The organism is Pseudomonas sp. 9_2_1 (genome assembly GCF_059295275.1).
Genome location: NZ_CM181239.1, coordinates 4,983,143 through 5,002,864, shown reverse-complemented (window position 1 = coordinate 5,002,864; position 19,722 = coordinate 4,983,143). Strand labels below are relative to the sequence as shown.

Annotated in this window: 13 protein-coding genes; 4 read left to right on the top strand and 9 right to left on the bottom strand. The window is 64.7% G+C overall.

Going from position 1 to position 19,722, the window contains the following annotated elements; genetic code table 11:
* Window positions 1–639 (top strand): Pr6Pr family membrane protein, encoded by a 639-nt coding sequence (locus AC5O5I_RS22685; RefSeq protein ID WP_172230242.1) that lies wholly within the window; start codon window positions 1–3, stop codon window positions 637–639.
* Window positions 640–769: 130 nt separating this feature from the next.
* Here AC5O5I_RS22685 and AC5O5I_RS22680 read toward each other — a convergent pair whose 3' ends face one another.
* The 3 genes from AC5O5I_RS22680 to AC5O5I_RS22670 all read right to left on the bottom strand — a co-directional run bounded on the left by AC5O5I_RS22680 (window position 770) and on the right by AC5O5I_RS22670 (window position 5,308).
* Complete coding sequence (locus tag AC5O5I_RS22680; protein ID WP_172230245.1) at window positions 770–1,531, bottom strand: siderophore-interacting protein; 762 nt, start codon at window positions 1,529–1,531, stop codon at window positions 770–772.
* Window positions 1,524–2,069 (bottom strand): PadR family transcriptional regulator, encoded by a 546-nt coding sequence (locus tag AC5O5I_RS22675; RefSeq protein ID WP_172230248.1) that lies wholly within the window; start codon window positions 2,067–2,069, stop codon window positions 1,524–1,526. Before AC5O5I_RS22675 ends, AC5O5I_RS22680 begins: the two co-directional genes overlap by 8 nt.
* Window positions 2,070–2,158: 89 nt before the next feature.
* A complete protein-coding gene (locus AC5O5I_RS22670; RefSeq protein ID WP_494511608.1) occupies window positions 2,159–5,308 on the bottom strand; it encodes a transglycosylase domain-containing protein in 3,150 nt (1,049 codons plus the stop codon).
* 415 nt (window positions 5,309–5,723) lie between these two features.
* Here AC5O5I_RS22670 and AC5O5I_RS22665 point away from each other — a divergent pair, with 415 nt between their 5' ends.
* Window positions 5,724–7,142: an amino acid permease gene (locus tag AC5O5I_RS22665; RefSeq protein WP_172228354.1), complete on the top strand. Its 1,419-nt coding sequence runs from the start codon at window positions 5,724–5,726 to the stop codon at window positions 7,140–7,142.
* A gap of 139 nt (window positions 7,143–7,281) precedes the next feature.
* On the opposite strand, the gene AC5O5I_RS22660 is transcribed toward AC5O5I_RS22665, so the two are convergent.
* Window positions 7,282–8,901: an FMN-binding glutamate synthase family protein gene (locus AC5O5I_RS22660; protein ID WP_172228352.1), complete on the bottom strand. Its 1,620-nt coding sequence runs from the start codon at window positions 8,899–8,901 to the stop codon at window positions 7,282–7,284.
* A gap of 184 nt (window positions 8,902–9,085) precedes the next feature.
* Window positions 9,086–13,366, bottom strand: coding sequence for a DEAD/DEAH box helicase (locus AC5O5I_RS22655; RefSeq protein ID WP_494511607.1), 4,281 nt, complete (start codon window positions 13,364–13,366; stop codon window positions 9,086–9,088).
* Window positions 13,367–13,551: 185 nt separating this feature from the next.
* On the opposite strand from AC5O5I_RS22655, the gene AC5O5I_RS22650 reads away from it, so the two are divergent.
* Window positions 13,552–13,965 carry an NUDIX hydrolase gene (locus AC5O5I_RS22650; RefSeq protein ID WP_172228348.1) on the top strand — a complete coding sequence of 138 codons (414 nt, stop codon included), beginning with the start codon at window positions 13,552–13,554 and terminating at the stop codon, window positions 13,963–13,965.
* Here AC5O5I_RS22650 and metR read toward each other — a convergent pair.
* Window positions 13,949–14,866: a transcriptional regulator MetR gene (gene metR, locus AC5O5I_RS22645; protein WP_172228346.1), complete on the bottom strand. Its 918-nt coding sequence runs from the start codon at window positions 14,864–14,866 to the stop codon at window positions 13,949–13,951. The genes AC5O5I_RS22650 and metR overlap by 17 nt on opposite strands.
* A gap of 196 nt (window positions 14,867–15,062) precedes the next feature.
* Between metR and AC5O5I_RS22640 the strand changes: the two genes are divergently transcribed.
* A complete protein-coding gene (locus AC5O5I_RS22640; RefSeq protein ID WP_494511606.1) occupies window positions 15,063–16,058 on the top strand; it encodes an alpha/beta fold hydrolase in 996 nt (331 codons plus the stop codon).
* A gap of 15 nt (window positions 16,059–16,073) precedes the next feature.
* On the opposite strand, the gene AC5O5I_RS22635 is transcribed toward AC5O5I_RS22640, so the two are convergent.
* From AC5O5I_RS22635 to aauS, 3 genes are read right to left on the bottom strand one after another with little or no spacing between them, the layout of a single operon-like run.
* Window positions 16,074–16,409, bottom strand: a complete 336-nt coding sequence (locus AC5O5I_RS22635) for a GlpM family protein (RefSeq protein ID WP_172225299.1) — start codon at window positions 16,407–16,409, stop codon at window positions 16,074–16,076.
* Between the two features lie 26 nt (window positions 16,410–16,435).
* Window positions 16,436–17,764 carry a two-component response regulator AauR gene (aauR, locus tag AC5O5I_RS22630; protein ID WP_172225296.1) on the bottom strand — a complete coding sequence of 443 codons (1,329 nt, stop codon included), beginning with the start codon at window positions 17,762–17,764 and terminating at the stop codon, window positions 16,436–16,438.
* Window positions 17,761–19,665 carry a two-component sensor histidine kinase AauS gene (gene aauS, locus AC5O5I_RS22625; protein ID WP_172225293.1) on the bottom strand — a complete coding sequence of 635 codons (1,905 nt, stop codon included), beginning with the start codon at window positions 19,663–19,665 and terminating at the stop codon, window positions 17,761–17,763. The genes aauR and aauS overlap by 4 nt, the downstream gene beginning before the upstream one ends.
* Window positions 19,666–19,722 lie beyond the last annotated feature (57 nt).

Here is a 19,722-nt window from a genome sequence, read left to right as displayed (position 1 = left end):
ATGCCGCGGCGCCCGTGGCTGACCGGCATGGCTGTACTGGGCTGGTTCGGCCTGACCGTTCAGGTGTACCTGGTGCTGCTGGCGCGTTGGCACGATCAGGCCAGCCTGATCGGCGGTCTCATCAACGTCTTCGGCTATTTCACCGTGTTGACCAATACCCTGGTGGCAACGGTGCTCAGTTATGCGGCGTTCGGCCGGGAAGGGCGGGGCAAACGCTTTTTCCTGTCACCTTCGGTGAGTACGGCAGTGGCTGCCAGCATCGTGCTGGTGGCGCTGGCCTACAGCCTGTTGCTGCGCCATTTGTGGCAGCCGCAGGGCTGGCAATGGCTGGCGGACGAGCTGTTGCACGACGTGATGCCCGCACTGTATGCGCTGTATTGGTGGTGCGAAGTGCCCAAGGGCACCCTGCGGCTGCGGCATTTGGCGGTTTGGGCGTTGTACCCGGCTGTGTATTTTGCCTATGCGCTGTGGCGGGGGAGCGATATTGGCGTGTATGCCTACCCGTTCATCGATGTGGCGAGCCTGGGGATTGGGCAGGTGATGCTCAATGCGCTGGGGGTGCTGGCAGGGTTCTGGGGGATCGGGCTGGTGTTGTTGGCGGTGGACAGGTATATGGCACAACATTTTCAGCGTCTGTGAGATCGAGCGCCGCCCGCGCGGCGCTTGATCTCACAGACGCTGCATATCCTGTGGCGAGCACCTGTCAGCCCTGATGCAATCCCTGCTGCAACTGGCCTGCCGACGACAAAGCCAGTCCTGGGACTAACAGTCACTCGTCCTCCGCAGTCCCGTCAGCACGCCAGTATGCCGCAGCCTTCAGCGCATCCTCAGCCACGCCTTTCTCCAGCAGCACTGCCTTGGCCTGGCGGGTCAGGGCTTTTTCCAGCGCCACCCAGCCATACAGCCGGCCTTGCGGCAAGCTCAGGTTCTTCACCAGCGTCAGCAGGTCCTCTTGCCTACGGCGCACCCAGATCACTTCCACCTGGGCCTTGCTCGGCAGCGGCTGGCGCTCTTGCTCGTCTTCGATCTGGATAACCGCCAGAACCTGGCGGCCTGCGGGCAACTCCTCCAGCCGCCGGCCAATCGCCGGAATGGCAGTTTCGTCCCCGATCAGCAGATAGCTGTCGAAAATGTCCGGCACCACCAGCGAAGCCCGAGGCCCGGCGATGTTCAGGGTGTGCCCAGGCGCGGCCTGAGCGGCCCAGGTTGAGGCAGGGCCATCGCCGTGCAGCACGAAGTCGATGTCCAGTTCATTGGCCACCAGGTCGATGCGCCGTGGTGTGTATTCGCGCATGGTCGGGCGCGGGCCGCCGTCGGGGCGCAGGTTGCGCGCGTCGATGGCCTGCTGTTGCTCCGGTGTTTCGGCGAACAGCAGCTTGATATGGTCGTCGCTGCCCACGCTGGTGAAGCCTTCGAGTTCGGAACCACCCAAGGTGATGCGGCGCATGCGTGGGGTCAGTTCGGTCACCCGCAGCACCTGCAGGCGGCGCTGGCGAATTTCGTGGTTGACGCGGTGAATGGTGTCACTCATGGGGAGTCTCCTTGACGCGTTCGGCCGGCCCGGTGGCGATGGCCTTGGCGGTATGGTTGAGCAGATCGCGGACCCGCTCGATTTCTTCGGCGGTCCAGCGGCCGCTGTGCATGTGCAGTGCGTGGCGCAGGTTGCCGACCGCTTCATGGATTTCTGGTGGGCGATCGTGGCCGCGCAGGGCGCGCTTGCTGACTTCGATGCGCATGCGCACGCCGTCAAGGGCCACGGCCTGCTCAGCCAGGGCGCTGCGGCCGGCATCGGTGATGGCATAAAGGCGCTTGCTGCCTTGCACCTGGCCGCTGATCAGCTCGGCTTCCTCAAGAAAGTTCAGCGTGGGGTAGATCACCCCCGGGCTTGGGCTGTAGCTGCCATCGAACAGATTTTCGATCTGCCGGATCAGGTCGTAGCCGTGCCCGGGTTGCTCGGCGAGCAGGTCCAGCATCAGCAGCTTGAGATCACCGGGGGCGAAGACGCGGGGGCCACGCTCGCCGCGGCCTGGGCGCCGCTCGAACGGATCGTGGGGGGTGTGTTCACGCATGGGCATTGAGCTCCGTCGTTTGCGATATATCTTAAGATATTACTCAAGATATATCTAAAGACAAGCCCTTTGTTGCGGATGATTATCATCTAGTTAGTCGATAGGTTTCCTGAAGGTGCCGGGGTATGAACGGCCACCTGTGGCGGTTTGCACTCATTCGGATTGCCCGGCTGCAGGTAAGGCATCAGGATCGGCGCCATGCCCTTGAGCACCTGAACTGGCAGCGCCGAGGTAAATTTGAAGGCTTCTGCCGAGCGCCCAGGGACGAAGGCGGTCAAGGTGCCAAAGTGGTTGTCGCCCAGGAAGAACACGAACGTGGCGGTTCGGTTCAGCGAGCGGGAGCCGATCAGCCGCCCGCCGGCGCCAAAGCTTTCGATGCGGTTATCACCCGTGCCGGTCTTGCCACCCATTACCAGTGGCGTGCCGTCCTGCAGCTTGAAGCTGCCGGAAATCCGCCGCGCCGTGCCTGCATCCACCACCTGCGACATGGCGCCTTTCAGGGCTCGCGCCACCTCCACTGGCAAAATCCGCACGCCGCGGTCCGGGTCGGTGAGCAGCTTGGTTTCGTAAGGGGTGTTGGCCGCAAAGTGCAGGGTGTCGATGCGCAGCGTCGGCAGGCGAATGCCATCGTTCTGGATGATGCCGACCAGCTCGGAAAGGGCGGCAGGGCGGTCGCCCGAGCTGCCGATGGCGGTGGCCAGCGACGGCACCAGATGGTCGAACGGATAGCCCACGCGCTTCCAGCGCTGGTGGATGTCGAGGAACGCTTCGATCTCGACCATGGTGCGGATGCGGCTGTCGCGGGCGCCCTGATGGCGGCTTTTGAACAGCCAGCCGTACACCTCCTGGCGCTCGAAGCGGCTGGCATTGACCATCTCGGTCAAGGTCGAGCTCGGGTTCTTCAGCAGGTAACCCAGCAGCCACAAATCCAGTGGATGGACCTTGGCGATATAGCCCTGGTCGGGTAGGTCGTACTTGCCCGGGCCGTAAGCGTCGTACATCTCGGACAGGCGCCCGTCGGTGAGTTTGCCGAGGGTGATCTTGTCGCCCTTGAGGTGGGCCCGGACAAAGGCGTTGAAGGTTTCCTGGCCGGCTTCGGGAAACAGGTAACGGTGCACCGCGGCCAGCCGTTGCGGGGTGACACGCATGCTGTCGAGGAACGTGTCCAGGCGCTGCTGCGAGGTTTTGCGCTGGTATTTTTTCCAGAAGCGCATCAGGTAGTTAGTGCCCTCCTTGTCGGCGAAGCGGGCCAGGTATTCCTGGCGGCGCGGGTCGGCGTCGTCCTTCAGCAGCGGTACCCGGTTGAACGGCTGCTGGTACGTCACGTAGCGCACCAGGTCGCGCATCAAGCGGATGAACGGCAGGTTGATCGACTCGCGCAGGGCGTCCTTGAGCGTCGGGTTGCGGTTGTTGTCTTCCTTGCGGAAGTTGTTGAACACATGCATGCCGCCGCCGGTGAAAAAGGCTTCGCCGGTGTTGGCCGAGTACTTGCGCTCCAGCGCTGCGTCGAGCATGGCATCAAGGCTCTGGTTCTTGCTGTTCTGCGCCAGCCATTCCAGCGACCACTGGGTGATGCGGTCGAGTTCGGCGACCTCGACTTTCTTCAATTCGGCGGGGGGCTTGCCGGCGTACTTGTCATGCAGTTCGGCAATGATTTCCAGATAGGTAGTGAGTACTCGCAGCTTGGCAGTGGAACCCAGCTCCAGCTTGCTGCCCTCGTTGATGTCGAAGGGCTGGTTGGTGCTGTCGGTCTGCACCCGCACCCGCGAGCCATCGGCGGTGCGCTCGAACAAGGTGAAGCTGTAGCTCACCTGGTCGGTGGTCTTGGTGGTGAGCAGGCGTTCGCCGATCAGGCCCATTTGTGCGGCGAATGCGGGGTCGGCGAGGTTTTTCAGGTACTGGCTGACCTGCAACTGCAGGTCGGCCTGCAAGGTGCTGGTGGCTGACAGGTCGAGCCGGTCGAGGTCGTACAGTGGGCGGTTGAGCATGGCTGCCAAGCGGTTGCGCGCCAGGCTGATGCCCTTGTTGGTGACGATTGGGACGATGGTCGGTTGCGCGACCCAGTCACGATAAACCGCCTTGCTGGCCAGCGCGGCGTCGGCCAGCGGCTGTTCAATGACGTTGTTGGCGGCGAGCACGCGGATGTGTGAGTCGGTGAGCTCGGCCAGTTCGATCCGGCCTTTGGACAAGTAGTGCGAGGGCCGGCGCTGGGCAATCATCAGCGACAGCACCTGGCGCAGGGCCAGGCCGCGTGTGGCCAGGCTCTCGGCGTCGCTGGCGGTGGACGTCAGGGCCTGGTTGACCTGGTCGAAGTCGGCGCCGTACCACACCCGCAGCCCTTCGGCCATGCCATGCACCTCGCCATGCCCAGGCACTGCCGACAGCGGCACGCTGTTGAGGTAGTCGCGCACGATACGCTGGCGTGCCTCGGTGGTATCGGGGCCGCCCTGGTAGGCGCGAACGCTGGCAGAAACCATCTGGCGGATCTTCTCGGCGCCTGACACGGTCAGGCCGTCTGGCGAGTGGCGGTATTTCTCCAGCTGGGTGGCCAAGGTGCTACCGCCGGCCGACTGCCCCGGCAGGGCCAGGTATTTGGCGATCTGGCTGTAGGCGGCCTTGGCGAAGCGCGGCCAGTCCACGGCGGGGTTGTTGCGTGGGTCCTTGGCGTCGAGCAGGTCGCGGTTTTCGATGAACAGCAGGCTGTTGACCATCACCGGCGGGATCGCCGCAAAGTCCGGGTACAGGTGCTGCGGATAGTTGTACTGGTACAGCGTGTCGCCGCGGCAGTCGGTGATCGACAGGCCCGCCTGGATTTTCTCGATATACGGGGCGAACAGCCCATGATCGACGTAGTTCATCAACGCTGGCGAAAACCTCACCTGCTCGCTGATCAGGTAGTCGCGCTTGAGCAGGCGTGGCAGGAACTCGCCCAGCGCGCTGTAGCCCAGGCGTTTGTCGAACGGCCCTTCACCGGGGTAGACGATGGCATCGCTGGGGCCGGGCTGCAGTGAATAGGTGAGGGTGCCCGCCAGTTTGCTGAATTCCCGCGATTGCAGTTCGGACGTGCGAAATTCGTCATACGCGGCAAACCCGATGGCCACCAGCGCCACCAGCAGGATCAGGATGATCAGCCGCCACCATAGCCGACGCTGACGGGGTGACTGGGGTTGTGGCGTCTCGGCCGGAGGTATCTGGGGTGCTTCCGTTCTGCTTGGTTCCGATTGCCACAGTGCGCCCATAGTCTTCAATCCGGCCAGGTGTTTTCGTCTTGCTTGTCTGAAGCTTAGACGTTGAGCGCATCAGGTGAAAAATTTGTAGGACGCGACGGAAAGTGGCGTAAGGCTATGCGGCTTTGGTGTGGGTTTCCTCGTTCGCCGATATTGCTATGGTGCCCGAGTTTTGCGGCCGCTGCGCCCCGCTCGCAGGCAAGCCAGCTGCCAAAACCCCAGAGAACTCGCTGATTTTTCCTGTATATACAGCGAAAAACCCTACACCGAGCTTCCTATACTGCTCGCCCCCTTCGCCCCGCCGGGTGCTCTACACCGGCATACGGGCCGGCCCACGAGGCCAGCCTGGCAAGCCACCGCCACGCCTATCGGCATGGTCAGTGCTGCACGAAGGTCAAATCCAATAACAAAATGAGGTTGTATTGCTATGCCAGTCGGCAACCACCCTGCCCACGGCCAAGCCACTGAAGGCGGCCCGCTCAAGCGTGAACTGGGCGAACGGCACATCCGCCTGATGGCGCTGGGCGCCTGTATCGGTGTCGGTCTTTTCCTGGGTTCGGCCAAGGCCATCGAAATGGCCGGCCCTGCCATCATGCTGTCCTACATCATCGGCGGCCTGGCCATCCTGGTGATCATGCGCGCCCTGGGCGAAATGGCCGTGCACAACCCGGTCGCCGGGTCTTTCAGCCGCTATGCCCAGGACTACCTCGGCCCGCTGGCGGGCTTTCTTACCGGCTGGAACTACTGGTTCCTGTGGCTGGTAACCTGCGTGGCCGAAATCACTGCGGTGGCCATCTACATGGGCATCTGGTTCCCCGATGTACCACGCTGGATCTGGGCCCTGGCGGCCCTGGGCAGCATGGGTGCGGTCAACCTGGTGGCGGTGAAGGCCTTCGGCGAGTTCGAGTTCTGGTTCGCCCTGATCAAGATCGTCACCATCATCGCCATGGTCCTTGGGGGCATTGGCGTGATTGCCTTCGGCTTCGGTAACGACGGTGTGGCACTCGGTATTTCCAACCTGTGGAGCAATGGCGGCTTCATGCCCAACGGCATGACTGGTGTGCTGATGTCGCTGCAGATGGTCATGTTCGCCTACCTGGGCGTGGAAATGATCGGCCTGACCGCCGGCGAAGCGCGCAACCCGCAGAAGACCATTCCACAGGCCATCGGCTCGGTGTTCTGGCGCATCCTGCTGTTCTACGTTGGTGCACTGTTCGTGATCCTGTCGATCTACCCGTGGAACGAAATCGGCAGCCAGGGCAGCCCGTTCGTCATGACCTTCGAGCGCCTGGGCATCAAGACTGCGGCGGGCATCATCAACTTCGTGGTCATCACTGCGGCGCTGTCGTCGTGCAACGGCGGTATCTTCAGCACCGGGCGCATGCTCTACAGCCTGGCGCAGAATGGCCAGGCCCCGGCGGCGTTCGCCCGTACCTCGAAAAACGGCGTACCGCGCAATGCGCTGCTGCTGTCGATCGGCGCGCTGCTGCTGGGTGTGCTGGCCAACTACCTGGTACCGGAAAAGGTCTTCGTCTGGGTGACTTCGATCGCCACCTTCGGTGCAATCTGGACCTGGGTGATGATTCTGCTGGCGCAGCTCAAGTTCCGCGCTGGCCTGAGCACCGCCGAGCGCAAGGCACTCAAGTACCGCATGTGGCTGTGGCCGCTGAGCTCCTACCTGGCGCTGGCCTTCCTGGTGCTGGTGGTTGGCCTGATGGCGTACTTCGAGGATACCCGCGTGGCCCTGTACATTGGCCCGGCGTTCCTGGTGTTGCTGACGGTGCTGTACTACACGTTCCGCCTGGCACCGAAAGAGGTGCAGGGTGTGGCCAGTACCGCTTCCTGATCTGAGATAGCCGGGGCCGCTTTGCGGCCCATCGCCGGCAAGCCAGCTCCCACAGTTACAGCATATCGCTCCAGGGCAAAGCGGTCAGTGTGGGAGCTGGCTTGCCGGCGATGGGCTGCAAAGCAGCCCCAGGTGCCTGTCAGGCCGCCACCTCACTGTGCGGCTCAAAGCTGTCCGCCCGCGCCAGTTGCCACATGCGCGAATAGAACTGGCCATTCACCTCGCCAGTCAGCAACTCCCCCGGCTTCAGGAACACATGCATCTGCGAGAACAGCTTGATCTCGGTGGCCGATACCCGCCGTACCAGGTGCTTGGCTTCCAGCTGCTCGGGATGGTTCAATCCCGCCGCAGCCAGCATTTCGGCCAATGCACGCAAGGTGTTGTGATGGAAGTTCAACACCCGCTGGGCCTTGTCCGGCACCACCAGGGCGCGCTGGCGCAACGGGTCTTGCGTGGCCACGCCGGTCGGGCATTTGTTGGTATGGCAGCTTTGCGACTGGATGCAGCCAATGGCAAACATGAAACCGCGCGCCGAGTTGGCCCAGTCGGCGCCAATGGCCAGCACGCTGGCAATGTCAAAAGCACTGACGATCTTGCCGCTGGCCCCTAGCTTGATCTTGTCGCGCAGGTTCAGGCCGACCAGGGTGTTGTGCACGAACAGCAAGCCTTCGCGCAACGGCACGCCGATATGGTCGGTGAATTCCACGGGCGCCGCACCCGTGCCCCCTTCCTTGCCATCGACCACGATGAAGTCGGGCAGGATGCCGGTTTCCAGCATGGCCTTGGCGATGCCCATGAACTCCCACGGGTGGCCCAGGCAGAACTTGAACCCCACCGGTTTGCCCCCCGACAGTTCACGCAGCTGGGCGATGAACTGCATCATTTCGGTGGGGGTGGAGAAGGCGCTGTGGCGCGACGGCGAGATGCAGTCTTCGCCCATCAATATGCCGCGGGTCTCGGCGATTTCCTGGGTGACCTTGTGCTTGGGCAGGATGCCGCCATGGCCGGGCTTGGCGCCTTGGCTCATCTTTATCTCGATCATCCGCACCTGCGGGCTGCGTGCTTGCGTGGCGAAGCGCTCAGGGTCGAAACGGCCATCCGGGGTGCGGCAACCGAAGTAGCCGCTGCCCAGTTCCCACACCAGGTCGCCACCGTGCTCGCGGTGATAGGGGCTGATGCTGCCTTCGCCGGTGTCATGGTGGAAATTGCCCAGCTTGGCGCCCTGGTTGAGGGCGCGGATGGCATTGGCGCTGAGTGAGCCGAAGCTCATGGCCGAGATGTTGAAGATCGACGCCGAGTACGGCTGGCTGCACTGTGGTCCGCCGACGATGGTGCGGAAGCTGGACGGGTCGGCCAGCGGTGCCGGGCGCATGGAGTGGCCGATGAACTCGAAGCCGGACTCGTACACGTCGATCAAGGTGCCGAAGGGTTTGTCCGAAGCCTCGTTCTTGGCCCGGGCGTACACCAGCGAGCGCTGGGCGCGGGAAAATGGCAGGGCGTCGCTGTCGGACTCCAGCAGGTACTGGCGAATTTCCGGGCGTATGGCCTCGACCAGGTAGCGGATGTTGCCCAGGATCGGGTAGTTGCGGCGCACGGCATGGCGTTGCTGCAGCAGGTCGAACAGGCCGATCAGGCTGAGGATGCCGGTGGTCAGCGTGAACGGCCACAGCCATTCGTGGTGGGTGAAGGGCAGGCTCGCCAGGGTGAACAGTACACAGGCGGCGAAGAAGGCGTAGCGGCTGAGAAGTGACAGGCTCATACAGGGTCCTTGCGATGGCGCGGTCAGGCTCAGGGCCTGGGGCAAACCCCGACCATAGCCAAGTTGCCGGGCTGTGCAAATTAAAATCGGGGTAGCGAAAATCATTCTCGCCAAGCCATTGCTGCATCAACGGCCTTGGCGCCCGCGAGCCCGCTAGCATTTACCCCGCCGCAGCAAATACCGCTCAAATCGTGTTGCGCAACAGCATCTGTCGCCAGCCCTCCTGCTCCTGTACCGGCGCCTCGACCATGAATGTGTAGCGCCCGGCCACCCGCATCGCCACCGGCACCCCATCCCGATACAACAAGCGGTTGCCGCTCACCGCAGGTACCTTCGCCCCCGGCAGCAATGACCCGATCAGGTTCAGCGGGTCAGCGGCACTTACCACCAGCAGCGCCCCGTCGGGCTCGCGTCGGCGCACCTGCCGCAGCAACCCCACTGCTTCCGGCAAGGCGAACTGTTCGCCGGCCAGCCCGGCAATGAAGCGCCCGCCACGAATCTCGCCACGGGCTTCCAGCCGGTGATAGCAGCGCAACAGTTCACGCCAGGGCGGCAGCACGTCGCTCTCGCGCTCCAGCAGCCGCCAGCAGATCACCCCATAGCGGCGCAGCAGGCTGCGGGCAATATGCTCCAGGCGCTGTTCGTGGTCAGGAGGCGTATCGCTGCGGCGCAGCAGGGCCCAGCGCCCGGCATGCGCCATGCTGCTAGACAGCGGCGGGTGGCCGCGGCGGCTGTTGCGTGCAGTGCGCTTGGCCGCAGGCGTGATCAGGCTGCGCAAGCCGGTGAAGCTGTCAGCACCGACCAGCCCCGAGCCCACCAGCTCCTGCAGCGCATTTTCCAGTTCGCTGGGTAGCAGATGTGCCTCATGCGCCAGCTCATCGAAGAACAGCGCCCCGTGGGTTTTCAGGGCTTCATGAACCCGCTGCGCGCGCAGGCCGAGGGTATCGACGGCGGGGGCGGGCGCCAGGCTGCGCCAGCTGTTCAATGGGTCGCGCGGTAGCAGCACCAGTGGTGTGCTGAACAGCGTGCTGCTTGCCACCGTAGCCGCCAGCCGGCTCCAGGCAAACTGCCCGCTGCGGCAGGCTTCGTCGAGCCAGTGCGGGCTGTAGTCCTTGATACGCGCCGGCAGCAGCGCTGCTTCCCAGGCGCCGGCGGCACTCGGAAACCCCTGCAACTGCCCGAGCACCTCGGCCACCGCCTGCGGTCCGCGCAGGCGTTCGTCCGGGGCCAGGTGTTGCCAATCGAACAGAAACCGCATGAAGTCCTGCAGGCTGACCGGTTCGATCTCCCGGCGCAGGCGCTTGACCGTGTAGCGGTGGATGCGCGCCAACAGGTGGCGCTCGCACCATTGCAGGTCGGTCGCAGCGGGGCTGAAGTGCCCGCGCAGCACATAGCCTTCGGCTTCCAGGCGGGCCAGGGCCTGTTCGATGGCCTGCAGCGGTTGGCCAAGCGGTGCTGCGATCCGGGGCGCGGTTTGTGGACCATGACCGCTCAGGCGGGCCCGCAACAGTTCGACCAGCGCACTGTCAGGCTCCACGGCCTGATCGAAGCCTGGCAGTACCGGTAGCGCAGGCTCCAGCCGAGCGCCCGGGTATAGCACGTTCATCAGGCTCAGCCGCTCACGCGCCACCCACAGGTTTTCATCCACCACGCGCAACGCCCGTCCAGCTTTGGCCAGCTGCTTGAGCAGCAGCGCCCAATCGGGGTTGGCCTGCACTTCGTCCTGGCTGATACAGCCAAGCCCCATCAGCGCCTCGTGCATTTCATCGGCGTTGCCGGGTTCTGGCCAGGCCTCGGCCTCGACGGCCGCGATGGCGTCTGCGTCCAGCGCACCCAGGTCGTCACCACTGCGCACCTCGCTCCAGCGCCGGTTCAGCACCGCCTGGGTGCGCCGCTCTTCCAGCGGTGCATCGTCGAGGAAGGCATACGGCCTGGCATTGAGAATGGCCGCAGCCAGCGGAGAGGGGGCGGGCAGGTCACGGCACAGCAGACGCACTGCGCCGCTTTCCATGCGCCGCAACAGCGCCAGCCAGCCTTCGCAGTCCATCGCCTCGTGCAGGCAGTCATCGAGGGTTTGTTCGACCAGCGGGTGATCGGGTACCTGCCGCTCGCCGACAATGTTCTCCAGGCAGGCGATCTGGTCGGGGAACACGGCGGCCACCAGGTCTTCGCTTTTCATCCGCTGGATCTGCGGTGCCACCTTGCGCCCGCCGACGAAGCGCGGCAGGGCCATCGCCACACTGGCGTTCCAGCGCCAGCGCACGCCGAACAACGGCGCCTCGAGCACTGCCTGAATCAGGATTGGCTCGGCGCTGCGGCTGTTCAGGTAGCGCCACACTTCATCGAGCTCGAAGCTATGGCTGGTCGACAGCGACAGTACGATGGCATCCTCGCTGGCGGCGGCCTGCAGCTCGAAGTTGAAGGTGCGGCAGAAGCGCTTGCGTAGCGCCAGGCCCCAGGCGCGGTTGATGCGGCTGCCGTACGGCGAGTGGATGATCAGCTGGGTGCCGCCGGATTCGTCGAAGAAGCGCTCCATCACCAGGGTCTCCTGCGAGGGCAGGGCGCCAAGCGCTTCGCGGGTGCGGGCCAGGTAGTCGAGCAACTGGCCGGCGCTGTCTTCGCCCAGTTCGAATGCGCTCTGCAACCACGCCAGCACTCGGTCCAGGTTACCGTCAGCCAGTGCCAGTTGCTGGTCAACCTGCCCCTGCAAGCGGGCCACCGCAGCCGACAGCTCGTCACTGCGCCCCGGCGCTTCACCCAGCCAGAACGGGATGGTCGGCGGCAGGCCCTGGGCATCCTCCACCCGCACCCGGCCCGGCTCGACCCGCAGGATGCGATAGGAGGCATTGCCCAGCTGGAAGATATCGCCGGCAATGCTTTCCACGGCAAAGTCCTCGTTGACGCTGCCGATGTTGAGCGACTGCGGTTCGAGCAGTACCGAGTAGTCGGCGTTGTCGGGGATGGTGCCGCCGCTGGTCAGCGCCGTCAGCTGGCTGCCGCGGCGGCCACGCAAGGTGCCACTCACGGCGTCGCGGTGCAGGTAGGCACCGCGCACGCCCTGGCGGCCGTTGTAACCCTCGGCGAGCATGCGCAGCAGCGCCTGGTAATGGGCGTGGTCGAGTGCGGCATAGGGCGCGGCCTGGCGCAGGCAGTCGAACAGCGCCTGCTCATGCCAGGCCTGGTTGCTGGCTTCGGCAACGATCTGCTGGGCCAGCACGTCCAGCGGCGCCCGGGGCATGTGCAGCTCGTCCAGTTCGCCGCGGCGTACGCAGTCCAGCAGCGCCACGCATTCGATCAGGTCGTCGCGCGAGGTGGGGAACAAGCGCCCCTTTGGCACGCCGTCCACCTGGTGGCTGGCGCGGCCGACACGTTGCAGGAACGCCGCGATCGAACCCGGCGAGGCGATTTGACACACCAGGTCGATATCACCGATGTCGATGCCCAGTTCCAGTGACGCGGTTGCCACCAGCATCTGCAGCTTGCCGTTTTTCAGGCGCTGTTCGGCATCCAGACGCAGCTCCTTGGACAGGCTGCCGTGGTGCGCGGCAACGGCCTCTTTGCCCAGCCGGTCGCTGAGGTGGCGGGTGATGCGTTCCGCCAGGCGGCGGGTGTTGACGAATACCAGGGTGGTGCGGTGTTCCCTGGCCAGGGCGGCCAACCGGTCGTACACCAGGCCCCAGACATCGGTGGCCATCACTGCACCCAGCGGCACGGGCGGGACCTCGATGGCCAGGTCACGCTGGCGCGCATGCCCCACATCGACGATGGCGCAAGGCCGAGCGCTGCCGACCAGAAACTGCGCCACCCGCTCGACCGGCCGTTGCGTGGCGGACAGGCCGATACGCCGCAGCGGGCGGTTGCTCAAGGCCTGCAGGCGCTCCAGGGTCAGGGCCAGGTGGCAGCCGCGCTTGTTGCCAGCCAAGGCGTGGATTTCGTCGACGATCACCGTGTGTACGTTGGCCAGGCCTTCGCGGCCAGACGCCGAGCCCATCAGTACGTAAAGCGATTCGGGGGTGGTCACCAGAATGTGCGGGGCCAGCTTGCGCATGGCAGCACGCTCCTTCTGCGGGGTATCGCCGGTGCGCACTGCCGTGGTGATGCGCGGCGCTTTCAGGCCCTCGTCTGCGAGTGCCTGGCTGATGCCTTCGAGCGGCGCCTGCAGGTTCAGGCGGATGTCGTTGGACAAGGCCTTGAGCGGCGAGACGTAGACCACCTGCGTTTGCGCGGGCAAGTCGCCGTGGCGCTCCAGACCTTGGCGAAACAGCTCGTCGAGCACCGCCAGGAATGCGCTGAGGGTCTTGCCCGAACCGGTTGGCGCGGCCAGCAGCAGTGACTGGCCGGCATGGATCAACGGCCAGGCCTGCGCTTGCGCATCGGTGACGGTGGCGAAATGGCCACGGAACCAGGTACGCACGGCGGGGTGGAACAGCTCGAGCACCGGGTGGTGTTTGGCGGGCAGGTTCATGTTCTGGTTATGGCGGGTGCGGGGCGGGTTGGCAAGGGGCCGTTCGTCTGGGAGGTCTGGTGAAAACTGATGCGGCCTTTTTGCGGGCTTGCCCGCAAAAAGGCCGGGGACAGGAGGCCGTGGACTTGTCAGGCCAATGACCCCATGGGATCCTCCCCGGCCATTGTCCTTGGTGAGCCCAGCCCATGCCCAACACCATCCGCATCGCCGCTGCCCTGCTGATCGACCCTCAGGGCCGCACCCTGCTGGTGCGCAAGCGTGGGACCCAGGCATTCATGCAGCCTGGCGGCAAGATCGATGCCGGCGAATCACCCGTTCAGGCACTGGTGCGCGAACTGCATGAGGAGCTGGGCCTGCAGATCGACCCGGACCAGGCCGTGCACCTGGGACAGTTCAGCGCCCCGGCCGCCAACGAGCCAGGCTTCGAAGTACAGGCCGAACTGTTCCGGGTCGACAGCGCCGCAGCGGTGGTCCCGGCCGCCGAGATCGAAGAAGTGGTGTGGCTGGCCGGCGATCAGACGCCCGCGATGCCACTGGCGCCCCTGACCCGCGACCTGATCCTGCCGCTGTACCGCCAGGTGCTCAACGAACCGCGCTGACACCGTCCAGCGTGGCGAAAGAGGTGTCCTTGGCCGTCAGCAGGAAGTCGCGCATGTACGGCGCATCGAGCATGTCAGTGCGCACGGCGGCGTACAGCGTGGCAAACAGGCCCTTGTCGCCCAGGCGCTTGCCCTTCACATAACCGCGAGAGCTGTATTCATGCAGCGCCCAGTGCGGCATGCCACAGACGCCGCGGCCGCTGGCCACCAGCTGCATCATCATCACCGTCAGCTCGGAGGTGCGCACGGCTGCGGGCTCGATGTCTGCCGGCTCCAGGAAACGGGTGAAGATGTCCAGCCGGTCGCGCTCCACCGGGTAGGTGATCAGGGTCTGGTCGAGCAGGTCCTGCGGCACGATATACGGTTTGCTGGCCAACGGATGCTGGTTGGCCACGGCCAGCATCGCTTCATAGGTAAACAGCGGCACATAGGTGATGCTGGGCAGGTCCAGCGGGTCGGAGGTCACCACCAGGTCGAGGTCCCCGCGCGCCAGCGCCGGCAGCGGGGCAAAGGCGAAGCCGGAGGCCAGGTCCAGCTCCACTTCCGGCCATGCGTCGCGGAACTGGTCGATGGTCGGCATCAGCCACTGGAAGCAACTGTGGCATTCGATGGCCATGTGCAGGCGCCCGGCGGTACCTCCGGCAAGGCGCGCGATGTCGCGTTCGGCGCCGCGCAGCAGTGGCAGGGTGGCATCGGCCAGTTGCAGCAGGCGCAAACCGGCGCTGGTGAAGCGGATCGGTTTGCTCTTGCGCACGAACAACGGCAGGCCAAGTCGCTCTTCCAGTTCCTTGAACTGATGCGACAGCGCCGACTGAGTCAGGTGCAGGCGCTCGGCAGCCTCCACCAGGCTGTCGGCTTCGCGCAGGGCATGAAGGGTTTTCAGGTGACGGATCTCCAGCACTGCTGACTCCGGGGTGATGATATGAGAAAAGAGCAATAGAGTTGAGTTTCCCTCATGTTGCGGTCGCTGTCGACTGGACGTTCAGCTGCACCGCCTGGCGGGAGTCATCAAACTGTCACTGAACTGTGGCAGCGCGACCGAAAAGAATTCATCAGACTCGCGCTCTACTGGGTATCTGCATTCTGGTGTTTCTTCCATGCGGGCTTTTCTGCTTTTTGTTTTCTTCATATTCAGCGTACCTGCGAGTTTCGCCGATCAACGTTGTGACACCCACGTGCCGGTGCAGCGCGCCGAGCTGGGCGCGGTCAGCCTGGTGTACCAGAGCGTCGGCGCGTCGCGTGACCCGGTCCTGCTGTTGGTGATGGGCCTGGGTGGACAACTGATCCACTGGCCTGATGACGTGGTCGAGGCGTTGTGTCGCCAGGGTTTTCGAGTGATCCGCTATGACAACCGCGATGTCGGCCTGTCACGCTGGAACCAGCTGCCACCGTCAGCCAACCTCACGCTCGAACTGCTGCGTTACAAGGTGGGCCTGCCGGTGTCGGCACCCTACACGCTGACGGATATGGCAGATGACGGCTTGCGCCTGATGGATGCCTTGGGCGTGCGGCAGTTTCATGTGCTGGGTGTGAGCATGGGCGGCATGATCGCCCAGCACCTGGCGGCCATGGCCCCCGAACGCGTGCGCAGCCTGACGTTGGTCATGTCCAGTTCAGGGGCTGCCGGGTTGCCAGCGCCGGACCCGGCGCTGGTGCAGTTGCTGGCGCGGCGCAGTGCGCCGAACCGCGAAGTGGCCATCGAGCAGCAGGCCGACCTGCTCGCCGCCCTGGGCAGCCCCGAAGTACGTGACGACCGTGCGGTATTGCTGCAGCAGGCGGCTGTGGCTTACGACCGGGCCTTCAACCCGGACGGGGCCAAGCGCCAGATAATGGCGATACTGGCCGAGCCCAGCCGGGTGGAATTGCTGAACCAGCTTCGGGTGCCGACCCTGGTGGTGCATGGCACCGCCGACCCGTTGCTGCCGGTGATGCATGGTGTGCACCTGGCAGCGCATATCCAGGGCAGCCAGCTGCGCTTGATACCCGGGCTGGCGCACCGGTTTCAAGAGCGCTTCAAGGCACCGCTGCTGGGCGCGGTGTTGCCCTACCTGCAGGCGCATCGGCAGGATGTCACACATATCGCCGGGCTTTGAGGCAGGGACTGGCCCTCAGTGCATCCGCAGCCACAAGGTCACCAGCACGGTCGCGGCCATCAGCCAGGCCACCGTGGCCAGCGCCAGCGACGCCTCCAGGCGCAGGCGGTCGACCAGCACATACAGGGTCGCCAGGTACACGAAGTACGGAATGATCGACCACATGCCAAACAGGATGGTGGTCTTCAGGTCGGCAATGCTGCGCCCCTTGCCGACAATGTAGTGGGCAATCAGCGCAAAGGTGGGGAACAGCGGTACCAGCCCGGCGATGTAGTAGTTGCGCGTCTTCGACAGCATCGCCAGCAGCAGTACCACGCCAGCGCCAAGGGCAGCTTTGAATACCAGGTCCACATCGTCTTCCAGGTCAGGGTGCGGGGTCAGCCGAGGCCGTATTTTTTAACTTTGTCGAACAGCGTGGTCTTGGCCATGCCCAGCTCCTGGCTGGCCTGGCTGAGGTTGCCACCGGTGCGCTGCAGGGCATCACTCAGCAGGTTGCGCTCGAACGCTTCCACGGCCTCGGCAAAGCCCAGGCCCTGGCTGGCGGCCCCGCTGGGGCCTTTCTTGAATGCTGGCAGGCCGAGCGCATAGCGTTCGGCCACGTTGCGCAACTCGCGCACGTTGCCCGGCCAGTCGTGGGCCATCAGGCGTGACAGCGTCTGGCTGTCCAGCGTTGGCATCTCGCGGTCGAAGCGCAGGGCCGACTGCTGCAGGAAGTGTTCGAACAGCTGCAGGATATCTTCACGGCGCTCGCGCAGCGGGGGCAGCTCCAGAGTGACCACGTTCAGCCGGTAGTACAGGTCGCTGCGGAACTGGCCAGTCTGGCCCAGGGTGTCGAGGTCGGCCTTGGTCGCAGCGATCACCCGGCAGTCCACCGGGATGCTCTGGTTCGAGCCCAGCCGCTCCAGGGTGCGCTCTTGCAGCACGCGCAGCAGCTTGATCTGCAGGTTGATCGGCATGCTCTCCACTTCATCGAGGAACAGCGTGCCACCGTTGGCGTGTTCGATCTTGCCGATGCGGCGTTTACCGGCACCGGTGAACGCATTGGCCTCGTGGCCGAATATCTCGCTCTCGAACAGGTTTTCTGGCAGGCCGCCACAGTTCAGCGCCACGAACGGCTGCCCCTGGCGGCGGCTGAAGTCGTGCAGGCAGCGGGCGACCAGCTCCTTGCCGGTGCCGGTTTCGCCTTCGATCAGCACGTTGGCCGAGGTATCGGCAACGTTGACAATCAGTTCGCGCAAGTCCTGCATGGCCGATGAGCGGCCAATGATGCGCCCCTCCAGGCTGCTCTGTTCGGCCAGTTGCCGGCGCAAGGCCACCACTTCGCGGGACAGGCCACGGTGTTCCAGTGCGCGGCGCACCACGTCGACCAGGCGTTCCGGGGAAAACGGCTTTTCCATGAAGTCATAGGCGCCGTTGCGCATGGCGCCTACCGCCATGTCGATATCGCCGTGGCCGGTGATCAGCACCACCGGCAGGCTGCGGTCACGGGCCTTCAGGCGGTTAAGCAGCTCCAGGCCATCGATGCCTGGCAAGCGGATGTCGCTGACGACGATGCCGGCGAAATCCTCGCCGATGCGCTCCAGCGCCTGTTCGGCGCTGCCCACACCTTCGCAGGCGATGTCCTCCAGGGCCAGTGCCTGTTGGCAGCCGAGCAGCACATGCGGGTCGTCTTCGACGATCAGGACAGTAAGAGGCGCTTGGTTCATGGGTGCTCTGCCAATTCGCTAGGGGGGGAGACCAGCGGCAAGGCCAGGACAAAGGCCGTGCCGCCAGTGGCGGGGTGCTCGACGTTGAGGCTGCCCTTGGCGGCCGCCGCAAGGCTCGCCGACAGGGTCAGGCCCAGGCCCAGGCCATGCTCGCCCGGTTTGGTGGTGAAGAACGGTTCGAACAGGTGCTTGCGCGCTTCTGCGTCGATGCCGTGACCATTGTCGCGCACTTGCAAACGGTACTTGTCGCCCTGCAGTTCGCCTTCCAGCCACAGCTCGGGCGACGGCTGCGCGGCCATGGCATCCAGGGCGTTGCCGATCAGGTTGACCAGGATCTGCTCCAGGCGGGTCTGGTCGATGGCCAGTTGTTGGTCCTCGAACTGGTGATGCAATTGCAGGTGGCAAGCGCTGATGCGGTTGGCCAGCACCTGCAAGGTGGCTTCCACCGCCTTGGCCAGCGAGGCCTGGCCGCTGTCGTCACCGCGCCGGGCAAACGAGCGCAGGCTGGCGGTGATGCGGCCCATGCGGTCGATCAGGTCATTCATGGTGCGCAGGTTGGTACTGGCAGTGTCCAGCGCCCCGCGTTCCAGGAAACGCACGGTGTTGCCGGACAAGGTGCGCAGCGCGGCCAGCGGCTGGTTCAGCTCGTGGGCGATGCTGGTGGACATCTGCCCGATGGCCGCCAGCTTGCCGGCCTGTACCAGCTCGTCCTGGGCGTGGCGCAGGGTCTGCTCGGCATGCCGGCGCTCGCGAATCTGGCCTTTCAGGCGTTCGTTGCTGGCGCGCAGGTCGGCGGTGCGTTCGGCGATTCGCCGCTCCAGCTGACTGTTGGCTTCTTCCAGCGCCTCGCGGGCGGCCAGGCGGGTGGCGATGACCTTGCGCCGCTCGTTCCAGGCAATGCCGAGGATGGCCAGCAAGGCGAAGGCCACGCCTACCAGGATGCCTTGCACCATGGATTCGCGGCGCAAGTCCTGCAGCGGGGTCAGGAGGGTGAAGTGCCAGGGGGTATCGGCCAGGCGGCGGGTCTGGGCCAGGTACGCCACTTCGTGGGGCTTGCTCTGGGCGGTTTCAGTGTTGGCCGGGAAGGTCAGCTTTTCGACGCCGTCGGCCAGGGTTTCCCGGGCCAAGGGTTGCAACTCGTTCAGCGGCCACCAGTAATACTGCAGGCTGCGCGCCAGGCGCTCCTTGATTTGCGGGGTCAGCGGACGCACCGACTTCAGGCGCCGGGCCGGGTCGCTGGAAAGGATGATGATGCCGTTCTCGTCGCTGACGAAGGCTTCCAGGCGGGCACGCTGCCAACGCTCCTCCAGGGTGTCCAGGCGCACCTTGATCACCGCCACGCCAATGATCTTGCCGTGTTCTTCCAGGCCGTGGGCCAGGTAGTAACCGGCTTCGCCCGTGGTGCTGCCGATGCCGTAGAAGCGCCCGGGCTCCCCACGCACGGCGGTCTGGAAGTAGGCGCGGAACGACAGGTCTTCACCCAGGAACGAGTCGGCATCGCGCCAGTTGCTGGTGGCCTGCACCCGTCCATTGGTATCGAGGACGAAGATGGCCCGGCTGCGGCTGCGCCGGTTCAGGCCTTCAAGGTATTCGTTGACTGCCTGTCGCGAGCCACCGTCAGGTTCGGTGAGCAAGTGCGAGACGCTGTCTTCGAGCTCCAGCAGGCTCGGCAGGTAGGTGTACTTGCTGATTTCGCTCTCTACCGTGCGCGCGTGCAGCTCCAGCTGGCGTTCGCCATTTTCGCTGAGGCTGCGGATGCCGTTGCTTTCGCTGATCAGATAGCCAGCCAGGCCCAGGCCGACCATCAGCAGGATGATCAGTGGCGGTATCAGCAATTGGCGTATCAGGCGGGAATTCACGGCAGGCTTGGCAGGGAGAAGAAGCGAAGGGTCGCATTTCATCACAGTGGCCTTGTCACGACCAGCGCCTGCTGCCCGAAAGGCAGCGGCGCCGACCGT